At 67.4% G+C, this 16,310-nt stretch carries 17 protein-coding genes and 1 pseudogene; 11 read left to right on the top strand and 7 right to left on the bottom strand.

All coding sequences use genetic code 11. From position 1 onward, the window contains the following. Positions 1-6 precede the first annotated feature (6 nt). Positions 7-969 carry a chemotaxis protein gene (locus AC1Q7Q_RS36395; RefSeq protein WP_416052184.1) on the top strand — a complete coding sequence of 321 codons (963 nt, stop codon included), beginning with the start codon at positions 7-9 and terminating at the stop codon, positions 967-969. Between the two features lie 199 nt (positions 970-1,168). Here AC1Q7Q_RS36395 and AC1Q7Q_RS36390 read toward each other — a convergent pair whose 3' ends face one another. The 5 genes from AC1Q7Q_RS36390 to AC1Q7Q_RS36370 all read right to left on the bottom strand — a co-directional run bounded on the left by AC1Q7Q_RS36390 (position 1,169) and on the right by AC1Q7Q_RS36370 (position 4,948). Continuing rightward, complete coding sequence (locus tag AC1Q7Q_RS36390; protein WP_253931565.1) at positions 1,169-1,897, bottom strand: amino acid ABC transporter ATP-binding protein; 729 nt, start codon at positions 1,895-1,897, stop codon at positions 1,169-1,171. After that, positions 1,878-2,534 (bottom strand): amino acid ABC transporter permease, encoded by a 657-nt coding sequence (locus AC1Q7Q_RS36385; RefSeq protein ID WP_174424714.1) that lies wholly within the window; start codon positions 2,532-2,534, stop codon positions 1,878-1,880. Before AC1Q7Q_RS36385 ends, AC1Q7Q_RS36390 begins: the two co-directional genes overlap by 20 nt. Further along, positions 2,531-3,196, bottom strand: coding sequence for an amino acid ABC transporter permease (locus AC1Q7Q_RS36380; RefSeq protein ID WP_416052185.1), 666 nt, complete (start codon positions 3,194-3,196; stop codon positions 2,531-2,533). The genes AC1Q7Q_RS36385 and AC1Q7Q_RS36380 overlap by 4 nt, the downstream gene beginning before the upstream one ends. Before the next feature lie 137 nt (positions 3,197-3,333). After that, complete coding sequence (locus tag AC1Q7Q_RS36375) at positions 3,334-4,116, bottom strand: transporter substrate-binding domain-containing protein (protein ID WP_150988280.1); 783 nt, start codon at positions 4,114-4,116, stop codon at positions 3,334-3,336. Between the two features lie 97 nt (positions 4,117-4,213). Beyond that, a complete protein-coding gene (locus AC1Q7Q_RS36370; protein WP_492374612.1) occupies positions 4,214-4,948 on the bottom strand; it encodes a GntR family transcriptional regulator in 735 nt (244 codons plus the stop codon). A 57-nt stretch (positions 4,949-5,005) separates the two neighbouring features. Between AC1Q7Q_RS36370 and AC1Q7Q_RS36365 the strand changes: the two genes are divergently transcribed. Further along, entirely contained in the window at positions 5,006-5,302 is a 297-nt protein-coding gene (locus AC1Q7Q_RS36365; RefSeq protein ID WP_492374613.1) for a hypothetical protein, read from the top strand. Positions 5,303-5,307: 5 nt separating this feature from the next. On the opposite strand, the gene AC1Q7Q_RS36360 is transcribed toward AC1Q7Q_RS36365, so the two are convergent. Further along, a complete protein-coding gene (locus tag AC1Q7Q_RS36360) occupies positions 5,308-6,813 on the bottom strand; it encodes an efflux transporter outer membrane subunit (protein ID WP_492374614.1) in 1,506 nt (501 codons plus the stop codon). Positions 6,814-6,963: 150 nt separating this feature from the next. Between AC1Q7Q_RS36360 and AC1Q7Q_RS36355 the strand changes: the two genes are divergently transcribed. The 7 genes from AC1Q7Q_RS36355 (at position 6,964) to AC1Q7Q_RS36325 (ending at position 13,390) form a co-directional block, all read left to right on the top strand. Next, positions 6,964-7,497, top strand: a complete 534-nt coding sequence (locus tag AC1Q7Q_RS36355) for a winged helix-turn-helix transcriptional regulator (protein WP_492374615.1) — start codon at positions 6,964-6,966, stop codon at positions 7,495-7,497. 59 nt (positions 7,498-7,556) lie between these two features. Continuing rightward, entirely contained in the window at positions 7,557-8,669 is a 1,113-nt protein-coding gene (locus tag AC1Q7Q_RS36350; RefSeq protein ID WP_492374616.1) for an HlyD family secretion protein, read from the top strand. Between the two features lie 86 nt (positions 8,670-8,755). Next, positions 8,756-10,300: a DHA2 family efflux MFS transporter permease subunit gene (locus tag AC1Q7Q_RS36345; protein WP_492374652.1), complete on the top strand. Its 1,545-nt coding sequence runs from the start codon at positions 8,756-8,758 to the stop codon at positions 10,298-10,300. 26 nt (positions 10,301-10,326) lie between these two features. Further along, entirely contained in the window at positions 10,327-10,554 is a 228-nt protein-coding gene (locus tag AC1Q7Q_RS36340; RefSeq protein WP_492374617.1) for a hypothetical protein, read from the top strand. Then, entirely contained in the window at positions 10,554-11,741 is a 1,188-nt protein-coding gene (locus AC1Q7Q_RS36335) for a thiolase family protein (RefSeq protein WP_492374618.1), read from the top strand. The genes AC1Q7Q_RS36340 and AC1Q7Q_RS36335 overlap by 1 nt, the downstream gene beginning before the upstream one ends. Positions 11,742-11,826: 85 nt before the next feature. Next, positions 11,827-12,375, top strand: coding sequence for a winged helix-turn-helix transcriptional regulator (locus AC1Q7Q_RS36330; protein WP_492374619.1), 549 nt, complete (start codon positions 11,827-11,829; stop codon positions 12,373-12,375). Positions 12,376-12,451: 76 nt separating this feature from the next. After that, positions 12,452-13,390, top strand: a complete 939-nt coding sequence (locus tag AC1Q7Q_RS36325) for a 2-dehydropantoate 2-reductase (protein ID WP_492374620.1) — start codon at positions 12,452-12,454, stop codon at positions 13,388-13,390. Positions 13,391-13,846: 456 nt separating this feature from the next. Here the strand turns inward: AC1Q7Q_RS36325 and AC1Q7Q_RS36320 are convergent. Next, a pseudogene (locus AC1Q7Q_RS36320) lies at positions 13,847-14,353 on the bottom strand (cupin domain-containing protein); the annotation flags it as partial. Positions 14,354-14,548: 195 nt separating this feature from the next. On the opposite strand from AC1Q7Q_RS36320, the gene AC1Q7Q_RS36315 reads away from it, so the two are divergent. Together AC1Q7Q_RS36315 and AC1Q7Q_RS36310 are read left to right on the top strand one after the other, a co-directional pair. Next, on the top strand, positions 14,549-15,085 hold the full coding sequence (locus AC1Q7Q_RS36315; RefSeq protein WP_492374621.1) for a carboxymuconolactone decarboxylase family protein: 537 nt from the start codon (positions 14,549-14,551) through the stop codon (positions 15,083-15,085). Positions 15,086-15,259: 174 nt separating this feature from the next. Continuing rightward, the gene (locus AC1Q7Q_RS36310) at positions 15,260-16,264 is read left to right on the top strand and encodes a sulfate ABC transporter substrate-binding protein (RefSeq protein ID WP_492374622.1); all 1,005 of its coding nucleotides are present in this window, start codon (positions 15,260-15,262) and stop codon (positions 16,262-16,264) included. Positions 16,265-16,310 lie beyond the last annotated feature (46 nt).

Below are 16,310 nucleotides of genomic sequence, written 5' to 3'. Positions count from 1 at the left end.
AAGCGTATGAGCAGCTCGATGAGAGACATCGACGAACGGACCAACCTGACCAACAACAACCAGTTCGAGTTGCTGTTGTTCCGCCTGGGCGAGTCGGACCAGTCCGCGCAGAGCGAACTGTTCGGCATCAACGTCTTCAAGGTCCGCGAAATCCTGGTAATGCCCCAGGTCACCACCGTGGTCGGCGGCGGCCCGGCCATGCTCGGCATGGCCGATATCCGCGGCCAGGTGATTCCTGTGATCGACCTGCCCAAGATGGTGGGATGCACGCCGCGCAGCGGCCTGAACATCCTGCTGGTGACCGAATACGCGCGCTCCACGCAAGGCTTTGCCGTGGAAGCCGTGGAAGAAATCGTGCGCCTGGAGTGGAACCAGGTGGTCTCGGCCGAGACCAGTGTCCGGGGCGATATGGTGACCAGCATCGCCAAGCTCCATAACGAGGCCGATCCCGCGAACCCGCGCCTGGTCCAGGTGCTGGACGTGGAGCAGATCCTGCGCGACGTGCTGCCGACCCGCCAGCCGGAAGTGGACCCCAAGACGGTCGGGCCGCAACTGACGCTGCGCCCCGGCACCAAGATCCTGGCCGCCGACGATTCCGCTTTTGCCCGCAGCCTGATCGAGCAAGGCCTCAAGGCCATGGGCGTGCCGGTGCTGATGACCAAGACCGGCCAGGAAGCCTGGCAGCAACTGGGCGAGATCGCCGATCATGCCGCCGCCAACGGCCGCACCGTGCAGGACGAGATCGCGCTGGTGCTGACAGACCTGGAAATGCCCGAGATGGACGGTTTCACGCTGACCCGCAAGATCAAGGCGGACGCGCGCTTCAAGTCGATCCCGGTGGTGATCCACTCCTCGCTGTCCGGGACGGCCAGCGAAGACCACGTGCGCAAGGTGGGGGCCGATGCTTACGTGTCGAAGTTCCTGGCGAAGGACCTGGCGGATACGATCCGGGGCGTGCTGGCACGTTGATGCTTGTGGGAGGGGCAGGGGGGAGAGGGCGGGCGGGATAATACCGTTGGCTTCGCTTCAAGTGGCTCCTAGCCAAACCGCCCCTCTCCCCGGCCCTCTCCCCATGAGGGGAGAGGGAGAAAACAGCCTTCGTCATGGCGCTCGGCGTTGGCCCATTCGGCGGCTTCGGCGAATGCCTCTGGTTTGTCAGCAGGCCAACTCAGGCCGCCATTCCCAGGAACTGCTGCAGCTCGGGCGTAGCCGGGTTGCTGAACAGCTGCTCCGGCGGCCCGATCTCATGCACGCGCCCCTGATGCATGAACACCACCCGATTGCACACCTCGCGCGCAAAGCGCATTTCGTGCGTCACCATCAGCAGCGTCATGCCCTCGCTGGCCAGCTGGCGCACCACGTTCAGCACCTCCACCACCAGCTCCGGGTCCAGCGCCGAGGTAATCTCGTCGCATAGCAGCGCCCGTGGCTGCATGGCCAGCGCGCGCGCAATCGCCACCCGCTGCTGCTGCCCGCCGGAAAGCTGGTCGGGATAGCTGTCGAACTTCTCCCCCAGCGCCACCTTGGCCAGGCACTCGCGCGCGCGGCTCAATGCTTCCGGCTCTTTGACGCCGGCCGCCACGGTGGGCGCCAGCATCACGTTGCGCCCCGCGCTCAGGTGCGGGAACAGGTTGAACTGCTGGAAGATCATGCCGACCTTGCGCCGCAGCGCGCGCAGCTCCAGCTCGCTGCTGCCGAGCTTGGCGCCTGCCACGGTGATGTTGCCTTCGTCGATGCTCTCCAGGCCGTTGATACAGCGCAGCAAGGTGCTCTTGCCCGAGCCGCTCTTGCCGATGATGGCAATCACCTCGCCGGCCTCCACCTTCAGGTCGATGCCCTTGAGCACTTCGTTCGCGCCGAAGCGCTTCTTTACGTTTTCAATGGCGATGAGCGACATTGAGCTTCCTTTCCAGGTGACGGCTGTAGCGGGATAGCGGCCAGCACAGCGCAAAGTAGATCAGCGCGACCAGCGCGTAGACGGTAAAGGGGCTGAAGGTGGCGTTGGTGATGACCGTGCCCGCCTTGGACAGCTCGACAAAGCCGATGATGGACGCCAGCGCCGTGCCCTTGATGATCTGCACCACGAACCCCACCGTGGGCGCAATGGCAATGCGCAGCGCCTGCGGCAGGATCACGTAGCGCATCTGCTGCAGGTGGCCCAGCGAGAGGCAGCCGGCGGCTTCCCACTGGCCCTTGGGGATGGCCTCGACGCAGCCGCGCCAGATCTCCGCCAGGTAGGCGCCGGACCACAGCGACAACGCCAGGCCAGCGGCCAGCCAGGCCGGGATCTCCACGCCGAACAGCGCCAGGCCGAAGAACGCCAGGAACAGCTGCATCAGCAGCGGCGTGCCCTGGAACACTTCGATAAAGGCCCACGCCGCGCGGCGCAGCGGCGCGCGCCGGCTGATGCGCATCAGCAGCACCAGCAGCCCGATGACGGCACCGCCGGCAAAGGCCACCAGCGACAGCACCACGGTCCAGCGCACCGCCATCAGCAGGTTGCGCAGGATGTCCCAGGTTGAAAAATCGGTCATGACGCCCTCCGGAACAGCATGCCGCCGATGCCGCGCAGCACCTGGCGCAGCCCGATGGCGAGCAGCAGGTAGATGGCGGTGGTCAGCAGGTAGACCTCGAACGCGCGGAAATTCCGGCCCTGGACGAAGTTGGCGGCAAAGGTCAGGTCCTCGACCGCGATCTGCGAGCACACCGCCGAGCCCAGCATGACGATCACCACCTGGCTGGACAGCGCCGGCCAGATCTTCTTCAGGGCGGGGCGCAGCACCACGTGGCGAAACACCAGGAAGGGCGACATCGCCAGGCTGGCGCCCGCTTCAAGCTGGCCGCGCGGCACGGCCGCGATGCCCGCGCGGACAATCTCCGCGCTGTAGGCGCCAAGATTGATCACCATGGCCAGGATGGCGGCCTGCATTTCTCCCAGTTGCACGCCCGCGCTGGGCAGGCCGAAGAAGATAAAGAACAGCTGGATCAGGAATGGCGTATTGCGGATCAGCTCCACATAGCCGCCCGCGACGGCCGCCAGCCAGGCCGGGCCCTGGGTGCGCGCCCATGCGCAGGCGATGCCGAGGGTCACCCCCAGCACGCCGCCCATGGCGGTGAGTTCAGCCGTGACTTTGACGCCGTGCGCGAATACGCCGGCGTAGTCGAAGGCCGAGAGGAAATCGAATTGGTAGGACATGCGGTAGCGATCGGTGGAGGCGCCCGGTTGGGGCGCTCATGAGCGCGGAGCTGGCGCAGTACGCCATGCCGCAGCGGCTGCCCGCCGGGCACGGCTTCGCGTGGCTTGGGCCGTCAGTGCATCAATGCATCAACGCATCAAAGCGTGGCCGGCAGCGGCATGCCCAGCCACTTCACCGTGATCGCATTGAGCTCGCCGTCCTTTTTCACTTCCGCCAGGATGGCGTTGACCTTGGCTTGCAGCTTGGGCTCGCCCTTGTTCAGGCCGATGAAGCAGGGCGAGTTCTTGATCAGGAACTTCGGCTCTGGCTTCTTGGGCGGGTTCTTGGCGAGGATGGCGGCTGCCACCACGTTGCCCGTCGCCACCAGTTGCACCTGGCCGGACAGGAACGCGCTGATGGTGCCGTTGTTGTCTTCGTAGCGCTTGATGGTGGCCGTCGCCGGGGCGATCTTGGTCAGTTCCAGGTCCTCCACCGCGCCGCGCGTCACGCCGATGGTCTTGCCGGCCAGTTCGGCGGCACCGGTCACTTTCTGGTCGGCCGGGCCAAACACGCCGTTATAAAACGGTGCGTAAGCCTCGCTGAAATCGATGGCCTTCTCGCGCTCGGCGTTCTTGCCCATGCTGGAGATCACCAGGTCCACCTTCCTGGTCTGCAGGTAGGGCACGCGGTTGGTGCTGGTCACGGGCACCAGTTCCAGCTTCACGCCCATCTTCTTGGCGATCAGCGCCGCCACGTCGATGTCCAGGCCCTGGGGCTTCATCTCGGCGTTGACCGAGCCGAACGGCGGAAAGTCCTGCGGCACCGCGACCTTGAGCACGCCGGCCTTGACCACATCGTCCAGCGCTTCGGCGCCGGCGGTTTGCATCGAGAAGGCGAGGGCAGCGGCACCGAGGCCGAGGAGGAGTTTGGAGAGCTTCATAGGGGTCCTTGCTAGCTTGCCGTTGGGGTGGAAATTCAAAGAATCGAAATCGAAATCGAAGAAGCAGGTCGTTGCTATCTAGCGGTTGCCCGCGTGCTCAGGCCGCATGCCCCAGCGGGCTCAGCGCCTGGCGCAGCGGATCGGGCGGGTCCGCCGGCGTGGCGGCGCTCAGGCCGGCCTCGACGTGGCACAGGTGGGCGTCCATCAGCGCGATGGCGCGCTCGGTATCGCCCGCGGCCAGCGCTGCCACGATCAGCACATGCTCGGCGCAGGACTCGTTGGCCTGGTGGCTGGACTGGTAACGCATGGCAATCAGCGTGGTGCGCGCCGTCAGGTCGCGCAGCGTGTCGGCCAGCAGCACATTGCCCACGCATTCGCCCAGGCACACATGGAAGTCGCCCAGCAGGTAGCTGCGCAGGGCGGTGTCGTCGGCGCTCAGCGCGCGCTGCTCCTGCGCCACGTGCTCCTGCAACCGGCCGATGGCAGCGGCGGAGACCGGCGCCGCATAGCGCAGCAAGCCAAGCTCGATCGCGCGCCGGGCGGCAAATGCCTGGCGGGCTTCCTGCCGCGACGGCTCGATCACAAACCAGCCGCGCCGGGCGGACACCGTGACAATGCCGCGCGCCGCCAGCCGGGTCAGGGCTTCGCGCACCAGCGTGCGGCTGACGCTGAACAGCCCGGCCAGCGCCTGCTCGCCCAGCCGCGTGCCGGGCGCCAGGCGCTGGGCCAGGATCGATTGCGTGATGCGTTCGGCAATCTCGGCGGAAGTGCTGCCGCGGGCGTGGCCGGCGGTATCGCTGAAGGCTGGCATGGAGGGAGCGGCGAAAGTCATGCCAGCCTCAGACGCAAGAGGTATGCCAGACTGATATACAAGCGTGATGTGCAGTTTTTGTACGCAAAACGGCCTTGGCCCGGGCTGGGCGCGCACCAGTTGGGCGCGGCTTATGCCGCTGGCGAGTGCAAGTGCACGGCAGTGGTGCGGCGAGCGCTGCCGGCAAAGTGCTCAGGCTGCGTGTGCAAGGCGCGCGTGGAGGCCGAGGCCCTTGCCGAGAAAGGGCTGCGCGGCCTGAGCATGTGCATCAGCATCGACGATTTCGGCGCGGGCTACTTGTTCTCCGGGCCGCTCGCTTCGGAGGACGTTTCCACCTTGCCAAGAGAACGGGTTCCCGCGCCAAGCCCGGCCTGACCCGATCACCACCCACCGCCCAGCGCGCGGAACGTCGCCACCGCGGCACGCGCGTTGTCGGCGTGCACGCGGGCCTGCTGGTCGCGCGCGGCCAGCAACTGGCGCTCCTCATCCAACACCTCGAACAGGCTCACGGCCCCGCCCTTGTACGCATCTTCGGAAGCGCCGCGCGCGCGTTCGTGGGCGTCGATCTCGGTGCTCAGCTCCTTGCCCTGCGATTCGAGCTCTGTCAGCGTGACGATGGCGTTCTCGACGTCTTCGGTGGCGCGCAGCATGGCCTTGCGGTAGTTGACCAGCGCCTCGGCGTTGGCGCCCTTGGCTTGCGCCACCTCGGCATCCACACGGCCGAAGTCGAACAGGCGCCAGCGCAAGCCCGCTGCCGCCACCGGCTGGAACGCGGCAGCGGAAAACAGCTTGCCGCCGCTCAGGCTCTCAAAGCCGAGCAGCGCGGATAGGGATAGCTTGGGGTAGTACTCGGCGGTGGCCGCGCCGATGCGCGCGCTGCTGGCGGCCAGCCTGCGCTCCGCCGCGATCACGTCGGGGCGGCGGCGCAGCAGGTCGGCGGGACCCTGGGCCACGGAGATGGCCGGCACGGCCACGCCGTTCGGCAGGGGGCCAAGCTCGGCTGCGTAGGTGCCCGGCTGCGCGCCCATCAGCACATCGAGCCGGTTCAACTGGGTTTGCAGCTCGATCCGCAAGGGGGGGATGGTGACGCGCGCCTGCGCCACCAGCGCTTGCGCCTGGGCTACCTCGCGGCTGGACGCAAGCCCGTCGTGCAAGCGCAATTGCACCAGGTCCAGCAGCTTGCCGTTGTTCGTCACCTGCTCCTGCGCAATGGCAATGCGCTGCTGCGCGCCGCGCACGCGGAAGTAGGCATCGGCGGCCTCGGCCGCCACCGAGATGCGCGCGCCGAGCTGGTCGGCCTGCGCGGCCTGCGCCTCGGCGTCGGCCGCCTCTGCGCCGCGCCGCAGGCCGCCGAACAGGTCGATCTCCCAGCTCGCGCCCGCGCCCACATCGTAGAGCGCGGCATTGCGGTCGTAGCCGGGGAACTTGCTCGCGATCTTGCCTAGCGGGCTTTCCAGCGACTGATGCATCTTGGCCGCCTGCGCCGACAAACTGCCTTGGGGCAGCAACTGCGCACCGGCCTCGGCGGCAGCGGCCCGCGCCTGCTGCACGCGGGCAAACGCGGCGGCCAGGTCCAGGTTCTGGTCCAGCGCGCGCTGGACGATGCGCGTGAGCGCGGGATCGTCGAATCCCGTCCACCAGGTATCCAGCGGCGGCGCAGGCTGGCGCGTGGCGCGTGCAGCCAGCGCATCGGCATGCGGGTAGCTGGCTGCGGTGTCGGCTGCGGGCGTCTTGTAGTCCGGGCCTACCGCGGCGCAAGCCGCCAGGCCCAGCGCCGTCAGCGCTGCCGCGCAGAGCGCGGTGGCCCGCGCCGCATGCCGGCGCAGGTGCTGGTGCGGCTGCGGCTGTTCAGGCGCGATTCCGGGGCGGGGCGGGGTACGGCTCATGTCCATCTCCTTCAGGGATTCAGGGAAACCAGGAAGCGGCTTGATCGCCGCCCCAGCGGTTTTGTTCAACAAGTTACTTGCATGATGATATTTACAACTCTATACTAACTTTCATCTTGATAGCAACCTGATTTCCCGGAGGTGGCGAACATGCAGAAAAAGCCGCTCGACAACGCGCCTTGCCCCATTGCCCGCAGCCTGGCGCGGGTGGGTGAGCCGTGGAGCATCCTGATCTTGCGCGAGGCGTTCTATGGCAACAGCCGCTTCGACGAATTCCAGAAGCAGCTGGGCATTGCGCCCAACATGCTGGCGCGCCGCCTCGAAACCCTGGTGCGCGAGGGCCTGCTTGCGCGGCGCCAGTACTGCGAGCGGCCGCCGCGTTTCGAATACCTGCTGACTGACCGGGGCCGCGAATTCCGCCCGGTGATGCTGGCGCTGCTGGCCTGGGGCAACCGCCACTTCTCGCCCGAGGGCGAGAGCGTGCTGCTGGTGGACCGCCAGACCGGCGCCACCGTTATCCCGATCCTGGTGGATGCGCAGACCGGGCATCCGATTACCGATGCCGATCACGTGGTCGTGGCCGGCCCGGCCGCCAGCGAGGGCGTCCGCGGCAAGCTCGAAAAGTCGGCGCGGGCACGCGCGGCCACCATCCCCGATGTCCCGCAGGCAACTGTCCATATGTGAAAGCGCTGCAGCGTTAGCGTGTTGAAGCAAAAGTTAGAGCGAAAACCAGAGGAAGCGTCATGACAAGCGATATCACCGCCGAGCGCGCAGGCCCGGCGCCCATCCCCGTTACCAGCAAGCCCCGCATCAGCCGCAAGCGGCTGATCATGACCGGCGTGCTCATCGCCGCCGGCCTTGGCGCCGCCGCCTATGGCCAGCACTGGTGGACGCACGGCCGCTTCCTGCAAAGCACCGACGATGCTTATGTCGGCGGTGAAGTCACGGTGATTGCGCCGAAGGTGCCGGGCTACCTGGCGCAAGTGCTGGTGACCGACAACCAGCAGGTGCACGCCGGCGACTTGCTGGCCCGCATCGATGACCGCGACTACCGCGCCGCGCTGGCCAAGGCGGAAGGGGCGGTGGCCGCCCAGCAGGCGCTGCTGGCCAACCTGGACGCCACCCGCTCCTTGCAGGAAGCCGTGATCGGCCAGGCCCGGGCGGCGGTCACCGCGGTGAATGCCGACACCCTGCGCTCGCGCGACGACCAGGTTCGTTACCAGAGCCTGGTTGCCAAATCGGCCGTATCGGTCCAGAGCTCGCAGAAGGCTGACTCGGACTACAAGCAAGCTCTCGCCAACACGCAGAAGGCGCAGGCCAGCCTGCTCGCGGCGCAGCGCCAGGTCGACGTGATTGCCACGCAGAAGCTGCAAGCGCAGGCGGCGCTCGCGCAAGCCGTTGCCGAGCGCGACATCGCCAAATTGAACCTGGGCTACACGGAGTTGCGCGCGCCCATCGACGGCACCATCGGCAACCGCCGCGCCCGCGTGGGCGCCTACGCCGCGGGCGGCGCGCAACTGCTGTCGGTGGTGCCGGCACGCGGCCTGTGGGTCGATGCGAATTTCAAGGAAGGGCAGCTTGCGCATCTGCGCCCGGGCATGCGTGCCACCGTGGAGGCCGACGTGTTGCCCGGCCGCGTGTTCCACGGCCGCGTACTCAGCCTGGCGCCGGCCACGGGGGCACAGTTCAGCGTGCTGCCGCCGGAGAACGCCACCGGCAACTTCACCAAGATCGTCCAGCGCGTGCCGGTGCGCATCATGCTGGATGACAACGAGGCCGCGCTGGCCATGCTGCGGCCCGGCTTGTCGGTGCTGGCGCAAGTCGATTCCCGCGCCGACGCGCAGGTGCAACCATGAGCAGCAGCGTCCTGGCCGGGCCCGGGCAGGCCACGCAGCCAGCCGAGCCCGCGCAGCCGTCTGCGCCGGCGTATTCCGCGGCCTCCATGAGCACGGCTGCCAAGGTGCTGGCCTTTGCCACCATGTGCGTGGGCATGTTCATCGCCTTGCTGGATATCCAGATCGTCTCGGCCTCGCTGCGCGACATCGGCGGCGGGTTGTCGGCGGGTACCGATGAAACCGTGTGGGTGCAGACCAGCTACCTGATCGCCGAGATCATCGTGATTCCGCTGTCGGGCTGGCTGTCGCGCGTGATGTCCACACGCTGGCTGTTTGCCGTTTCGGCGGCGGGCTTTACGCTGACCAGCCTGCTGTGCGGCCTCGCCTGGAACATCCAGAGCATGATCGCCTTTCGCGCCATGCAGGGCTTCCTCGGCGGCTCGATGATTCCGCTGGTGTTCACCACCGCCTTCGCCTTTTTCGGCGGCAAGCAGCGCGTGATTGCCGCAGCCACCATCGGTGCCCTGGCCTCGCTGGCGCCCACGCTCGGGCCCACCGTGGGCGGCTGGATCACCGACAACTACTCCTGGCACTGGCTGTTCTTCATCAACCTGGTGCCGGGCATCTTCATCACGGTGGCGGTGCCGCTGCTGGTGCGCGTGGACCAGCCCAACTGGTCGCTGGTGCGTGGCGCCGACTATCTCGGCATGACGCTGATGGCGCTGTTCCTCGGCTGCCTGCAGTACACGCTGGAAGAAGGCCCGCGCTGGGACTGGTTTGGCGACGATGTGATTCTCACCACGGCCTGGATCTCGGGCATGGCGGGCGTCGGCTTTGTCTGGCGCAGCCTGACCTACGCCCATCCGGTGGTGGACCTGCGCGCGCTCAAGGACCGCAACTTCGCACTCGGCTGCTTCTTCTCGTTCATCACCGGCGTGGGCATCTTCGCCACCATTTATCTCACGCCGCTGTTCCTGGGCCACGTGCGTGGTTTCAGCGCGCTGCAGATCGGGCTGGCGGTGTTCTCGACCGGTGTGTTCCAGGTCATGTCGATCCCTGTCTATGCCTTCTTCGCCAATCGTGTGGACCTGCGCTGGCTGATGATGTTCGGGCTGGGCTGCTTTGCCTTCTCGATGTGGCAGTTCGCGCCGATTACGCATGACTGGGGCGCGCAGGAACTGTTGCTGCCGCAGGCGTTCCGCGGCATGGCGCAGCAGTTCTCGGTGGCGCCGGCGGTCACGCTCACGCTGGGGTCGCTAGCGCCGGAGCGGCTCAAGCTGGCGTCCGGGCTGTTCAACCTGATGCGCAACCTGGGCGGCGCGATCGGCATTGCCAGTTGCGCGACCATCCTGAACGACCGCACCAACCTGCATTTCCAGCGCCTGGCTGAGCACCTGAACTACAGCAACGAGGCCATGGGCGCGCTGCTGCAGGCGGTGGGCAGCAATATGGCCGCGCTGGGCCACGACGTCGCCGATGCGCAGTCCGCCGCGCTCAGGCAACTGTGGGCACTGACCTGGCGCGAGGCGCAGACGCAGACGTTTGGCGATGCCTTCCTGGTCATCATGGTGTGCTTTGCCATCGCCACCGCCATGGTGCCGCTGCTGCGCAAGGCGGGGCCGCCCATGGCGCCATCGGCCGATGCGCATTGAGGCCTTCCACACCCCGGAGATGGATCATGAACACCCGTTTAGCTAGCGCGCTGGCCTGTGCCGCGCTGTTTGCCGCCATGGCGGCCCAAACCATCCACGCCGGCACGGAGCGCCCGCGCGACGCCGGCGTGGGATGCGCCCGCGCCGACAACCGCTATTGCAAGGCGCCGCAGGGTGCGGCGGCTGGCGATGCACAAGCGCAATGGCCGGCCGCCGCGCGGCCGGCTTCGTCCACCACCCCAAGGAGCTTGTGATGAAAACCAGGGAAGTTGTGTTATGCCATCCCGTTCGCACCGCCATCGGCGCCTATAACGGTTCGCTCAAGGCCACGCCGGCGACCGAACTGGGCGCGGCGGTCATCCGCGAGACGGTGCGCCGCGCTGGCGTCGATCCAGAGCGGATCGGCAGCGTGGTCTTCGGCAATGTGATCCAGGCGGGCAACAGGATGAATCCCGCCCGGCAGGCGGCCATCGGCGCGGGCCTGCCGGTTTCGCTGCCGGCGATGACGGTCAACCGCGTGTGCGGTTCCGGCGCGCAGGCCATCGCCAGTGCCGCCGATGAAATCTGGCTCGGCCATGTCGACGTGGCGATTGCCGGTGGCATGGAGAATATGGACCAGGCGCCTTACCTGATGCCCGCCGCCCGCTGGGGCAGCCGCATGGGCGACGCGGCACTGCAGGACAGCATGCTGCGCGATGGCCTGGTGGATGCATTCTCGGGTGAGCACTCCGGCTGGCATACCGAGGACCTGGTGGCGCGCAACAAGATCAGCCGCGACGAACAGGACCGCTGGGCCGAACGCTCGCAAAGCCGCTTTGCCCGCGCGCAGGAGCAAGGCCGTTTCGTGGAGCAGATCATCGGTGTGCCCGTGAAGGCAAAGGGCGGCACGTCCACGTTCAACGTGGATGAAGCGAACCGGCCGGATACCACCTTCGAGATTCTCAGCAAGCTGCGTCCGGCGTTTCGCAAGGACGGCACCATCACCGCGGGCAATGCACCGGGGCTCAATAGCGGCGCGGCCGCCATGCTGGTCGCCGAACGATCGCTGGCCGAGAGCCTCGGGCTGGCGCCGATGGCCCGGCTGGTGGCCTATGGCGTAGGCGCCGTCGAGCCGGGCTTGTTCGGCCTTGGGCCCGTTCCGGCTGTGCGCCAGGCGCTGCAGCGCGCGCAATGGGCGCTGGGCGATGTCGAGTGGCTCGAGATCAATGAGGCCTTCGCTGCGGTGCCCCTGGCAGTGGCTGGGGAGCTCGGATTGCCGCTCGACATCATCAACGTGGAGGGCGGCGCGATCGCGCATGGCCATCCCATCGGCGCAACCGGGGCGGTGCTCACCACACGCCTGCTGTACGCGATGCGTGCGCATGGGCTACGCCGGGGCATCGTGACTCTGTGCATCGGGGGCGGGCAGGGCATTGCGCTGGCGCTCGAAGCCCTGGACTAGACGGCACCGGCGGGGACGGCATTGCGGCGTTTCAATCCAGCTATCATGTTGAAAGTATCAAGATGCCGAAGCGGAGTCCTCAACCATGCAAAGAAAAACCTTCAGGAACATGCAATGCCCCATCGCCCGCGGGCTGGAGCGGGTTGGCGAGTGGTGGAGCATGCTGCTGATGCGCGAGGCGTTCTATGGCGCGCGGCGTTTCGACGACTTCCAGAAGAACCTGGACATCGCGCCCAATATGCTCACGCGCCGCCTCACCGCGCTGGTGGAGGAGGGGCTGCTGGAGCGCCAGCAGTACTCGGAGAAGCCACCGCGCTACGAGTATGTGCTGACGCAATGCGGGCGGGATTTCCTGCCCGTGCTGCTGGCCATGCTGGCCTGGGGCAACAAGCACTTCGCGCCGGAAGGCCCCAGCGTGGAATTGCGCGACAAGGAAACCGGCAAGGTAGTCGATCCCGTGCTGGTGGATGCCGGCACGGGCGAGCGGCTGAGTTTCAAGCGGCATGCCCTGGTGGCCGGCCCGGCCGCCGCGGACGGCATGCGCCGGCGCCTGGCATCCGCCGCCGGCTTCCTCGGGGGCGCCGAGCAAGCCGGGGAGGCGGGCGACGCGGTGCTCACCGGCGACTTGCCGTAGGCGCTTTGCACTGTTAGCCACTGTTGGCCGCAGTTAACCACGGTTAAGCAAGTCGGACATTGAAGCGGGGAACGTCATGAAGATTCTGGTCCTGGGCGCTGGCGCCATGGGTGGCTACTATGGCGCTCGCCTGATGCAGGCGGGGGCGGATGTCACGTTCCTGGTGCGGCCACGGCGCGCCGAAGCGCTGGCGAGAGACGGCCTGACCGTGCGCAGCGAGCTTGGCGATATCCGCGCCGCCGTGAAGACGGTGCTGGCCGAGCACGCCAAGGCAGACTACGACCTGGTTCTGCTGGCATGCAAGACCTATGACCTGGACAGCGCGATGGCCGCGCTGGGCCCGGTGCTTTCTGCCAGCGGGGGCAAGCGCGCGGCGATCCTGCCGCTGGTCAACGGGTTGCGCGCGTATGAGACGCTGGACGCGCGCTACGGCCGCGACAGGGTGCTTGGCGGCGTGTCGTACATTGCCACCACGCTGGACGCCGCTGGCGCGGTGGTGCATCAAGGCGCGGTCGACAGGCTCATCGTGGGCGCGCGTGCCGAGTCGGCACAGGGCCTGGCCAGCGCCTTCCATGCGCTTGCGGCCAGCACGCCCGGCACGCGTGAGTTGTCACCGGCCATCGACCAGGCGCTATGGAACAAGTGGGTGATGATCTCGGCTGGTGCGCTGATGACCTGCCTGATGCGCGGCACCGTCGGCGAGATCGTCAGGACGGTGGACGGCCGGGCGCTGATGCAGCAGGCCATGGACGAATGCGCGGCGGTGGCGCGTTTGTCCGGGCACGCCTTGCCCGAGCCGGTGGCCCAAGCCATGGCCGCGCGCCTGCTGGACGAGAACTCGGCCTGGGCCGCCTCCATGATGCGCGATATCGCGCAGGGCGCGCCCCGCCTGGAGGCGTACGACATCGTCGGCGACATGGCGCAGCGTGCCGCGCGGCTGGGGCATGCGGTGCCGCTGGTGCGCATCGCCTATAGCCACCTGCAGGTCTACGAAGCGCAGCGCGCCGCGGCCTAACGCGCCGAGGCCGCCTGCGCGGCGGCGGCCGCGCGGCGCTCCCGCGCCGCACGCCGGAACATGCCCGGCCCCACGCCAAAGTACGCTTTGAAGGTGCGCCCGAAGGCGGCCTCGGAGGCATAGCCGCAATGCATCGCCGATGCTGGCCGCGGAGCCGCGGTCCAGCGTCAGCAGGCGGGCGGCCATTTCCATGCGCAAGGTGGTCACGAACTGCAGCGGCGTCTCGCCGCTGAGCTGGGCGAAGCGCCGCGCGAACGTGGCGCGCGACACATTGCACACCGCCGCCAGCGACGCCACCGACCACGGCTCGGCCGGCGCGCGCAGCACCGCATCGATCGCCTTGGACAGCCGCGCATCGGCCATCAGCGCCAGCAGGCTATGCGTGACGCCGCCCTGCGCGATCAGCGCGCGCAACAGCAGGGTCAGCAACGCGGTGGAGAGCTGCCCGATGACCGCCGCGCCACCTGGCTCGGGCGCCTGCGCCTCGTTGCGCATCATGTCGATCAGCGCATGCAGCCAGGCGCAATCGGCGCGCCGCGCGGTGGCCACACGCAGCACCGGCGGCAGGTTGCGCAACAGCACCGTGCCCGGCAAGCCCAGCACGAACGTGCCGCACAGCATGTCCAGCGGATGCGCGTCGCCGGGCATCGTCACCTCGGTCAGCAAGCCATTGAAGCGCGTCGTCTGGGCCGGCATGGCGCGGTGCGCGCCGGCGGCACCTTCGGCCCCCTCGGCCCCCTCGGTCCCGTCGGGCAGGCTGCGCAGCGTATGCGCGCTGCCGTGCGGGAACAGCAGCACGTCGCCAGTATCGAGCGAGATGGCCTCCTGCGCCACCAGCGCGCGCGCCTGCCCCTTCAGGATGATGTGATACGGCAGGTGGCCGGCGGGCGCCGCCGCGTTGTCCACCCGCCAGTTGCCGGCGAAATGGCAGTGCAGGTCGACGGTGCCGGCGGGCGAAAGCATGCGCACAAGTTCGGTCAAGCTATCCATGGCGGGAACGGTGGCATCAAGACGGATACGGCGTGTTGAGACGATAGGGCAAGATAATGCGACGATTATATGCGGTAAATCGCATATGGCGCGCCTAGACTTCAGTCCATGGAAGCAGCGCAACAAACACAGCGCGGGTCCATCAACCAACCGGAAAGGAGTGCCGTCATGTCCCGTCTTCACACCATCAACCCCGCCGAAGCCACCGGCCAGGCCGCCCAACTGTTCGCCGCCATCAAGGGCGCCGTGGGCAAGGTGCCCAACGCTTACGCGGTGATTGGCAGCAATGCCCCCGAGGTGCTGGCCCACGCGCTGCAAACCGGCGCGCTGCTCAAGAATGCTACGCTCAGCGCCCGCGAGCTCGAAGCGATCAACCTTGCCGTCAGCGAAGCGTCGGGTTGTGACTATTGCGTGGCCGCGCACACCATGACCGGCAAGATGGCCGGCTATACCGTCGAACAAACGCGTGAGCTGCGCGCCGGCGAGTACCCGCAAGACAGCAAGATCGACGCGCTGGTCCGCTTCGCACTGGCCGTGGCCACGACTTCCGGCACGGTGCCTGCCGGCGTCGTCGCCAATGTGCGCGAAGCCGGCTACACCGATCGGCAGATCGTCGAGAGCATCCAGGCCATCAGCGCGATCCTGTTCACCAATATGATCAACCGCGTCAACGATACGGTGATCGATTTCCCGAAGGTGGCGTGAGAGGCGGCGGAAGGCGAGGAGATCGTGACCCGCCTTCCGTTTGGCTCGCGTCTATCGACATGCGGAATCTTTCGTTCCGCTGCGATGCCCCTGCTGTGGACAATGAGGATCACGAGCGTCATGCCTGTCTTTTCGGCAAGACATTAATCCGATCGATCCAACCAGCGTCCATTCATGTCCCGACCCCGATCCCTACTCCGCATTCTTGCCACTGGCCTGCTGCTCGGCGCCACGTTCTCCGCGCTGGCCGACACCGCCATTCTCAACGCCGGCTACGACGTCACCCGCGAGCTGTACCGTGAGATCAACCCCGGCTTTGTCGCTAACTGGAGGCAGGCGAGTGGCGAGACGCTGGTCATCAACCAGTCGCATGGCGGCTCGAGCAAGCAGGCGCGTTCGGTAGCCGATGGCCTGGAGGCCGACGTTGTGACCATGAACCAGGAGACCGACATCGATATCCTGGTGCAGCGGGGCGTGGTGGCGCAGGACTGGAAGAAGCGCCTGCCGGACAACGCGGCGCCGTACTACTCCACCATCGTGTTCCTGGTGCGCAAGGGCAATCCCAAGCGCATCCTGGACTGGGAGGACCTGGGCCGCGCTGGCGTGCAGGTGATCGTGCCGAACCCCAAGACTTCGGGCAACGGGCGCTACACGTACCTGGCGGCGTGGGGCGCGGCTATCCGCAAGGGCGGCAGCGAGGCCCAGGCGCGCGATGCGGTGGGCCGCCTGTTCCGCAATGTGCCGGTGCTCGATACCGGCGGCCGGGGCGCGACCACCAGCTTCACGCAGCGCCAGCTTGGCGATGTGCTGGCCACCTTCGAGAGCGAGGTGCACCAGATCCGCAAGGAGCTGGGAGACAGCTTCGAGGTGGTGTATCCGAGCCAGTCGATCATCGCGGAAGCGCCGGTGGCTGTGGTCGACAAGGTGGTGGACAAGCGCGGCACGCGCAAGGTGGCCACGGCCTATCTGCAATACCTGTGGTCCGATGCCGGCCAGGACGTGATCGCCCGCCAGTTCTACCGGCCGCGCTCGGCCGCGGTGCTCAAGACTCACGCGGCGCTGTTCCGGCCGATCCAGCTGTTTTCCGTCAGCGACGTGTTTGGCAGCTGGGCGCAGGCCCAGAGCCGGCATTTTGCCGATGGCGGCGAGTTCGACAAGATCTACCAGAGCCGCCTGTAAGCCAGGCGCAGGCGGCGGGTGAGTCCCGCCGCCCGCTTGCGGATGG

The organism is Cupriavidus sp. GW823-FHT07A04 (assembly GCF_058794615.1).
This window is presented reverse-complemented; position numbering and strand designations above follow the sequence as displayed.

Bases quoted from the DNA above. Each gene is read 5' to 3' on its own strand.
- AC1Q7Q_RS36390 (WP_253931565.1), bottom strand. From the start codon at position 1,897: ATGTCGCTCATCGCCATTGAAAACGTAAAGAAGCGCTTCGGCGCGAAC.
- AC1Q7Q_RS36350 (WP_492374616.1), top strand. From the start codon at position 7,557: ATGACAAGCGATATCACCGCCGAGCGCGCAGGCCCGGCGCCCATCCCC.
- AC1Q7Q_RS36340 (WP_492374617.1), top strand. From the start codon at position 10,327: ATGAACACCCGTTTAGCTAGCGCGCTGGCCTGTGCCGCGCTGTTTGCC.
- AC1Q7Q_RS36355 (WP_492374615.1), top strand. From the start codon at position 6,964: ATGCAGAAAAAGCCGCTCGACAACGCGCCTTGCCCCATTGCCCGCAGC.
- AC1Q7Q_RS36335 (WP_492374618.1), top strand. From the start codon at position 10,554: ATGAAAACCAGGGAAGTTGTGTTATGCCATCCCGTTCGCACCGCCATC.
- AC1Q7Q_RS36385 (WP_174424714.1), bottom strand. From the start codon at position 2,534: ATGACCGATTTTTCAACCTGGGACATCCTGCGCAACCTGCTGATGGCG.
- AC1Q7Q_RS36380 (WP_416052185.1), bottom strand. From the start codon at position 3,196: ATGTCCTACCAATTCGATTTCCTCTCGGCCTTCGACTACGCCGGCGTA.
- AC1Q7Q_RS36330 (WP_492374619.1), top strand. From the start codon at position 11,827: ATGCAAAGAAAAACCTTCAGGAACATGCAATGCCCCATCGCCCGCGGG.
- AC1Q7Q_RS36375 (WP_150988280.1), bottom strand. From the start codon at position 4,116: ATGAAGCTCTCCAAACTCCTCCTCGGCCTCGGTGCCGCTGCCCTCGCC.
- AC1Q7Q_RS36370 (WP_492374612.1), bottom strand. From the start codon at position 4,948: ATGACTTTCGCCGCTCCCTCCATGCCAGCCTTCAGCGATACCGCCGGC.
- AC1Q7Q_RS36315 (WP_492374621.1), top strand. From the start codon at position 14,549: ATGTCCCGTCTTCACACCATCAACCCCGCCGAAGCCACCGGCCAGGCC.
- AC1Q7Q_RS36360 (WP_492374614.1), bottom strand. From the start codon at position 6,813: ATGAGCCGTACCCCGCCCCGCCCCGGAATCGCGCCTGAACAGCCGCAG.
- AC1Q7Q_RS36345 (WP_492374652.1), top strand. From the start codon at position 8,756: ATGAGCACGGCTGCCAAGGTGCTGGCCTTTGCCACCATGTGCGTGGGC.
- AC1Q7Q_RS36395 (WP_416052184.1), top strand. From the start codon at position 7: ATGAGCAGCTCGATGAGAGACATCGACGAACGGACCAACCTGACCAAC.
- AC1Q7Q_RS36310 (WP_492374622.1), top strand. From the start codon at position 15,260: ATGTCCCGACCCCGATCCCTACTCCGCATTCTTGCCACTGGCCTGCTG.
- AC1Q7Q_RS36325 (WP_492374620.1), top strand. From the start codon at position 12,452: ATGAAGATTCTGGTCCTGGGCGCTGGCGCCATGGGTGGCTACTATGGC.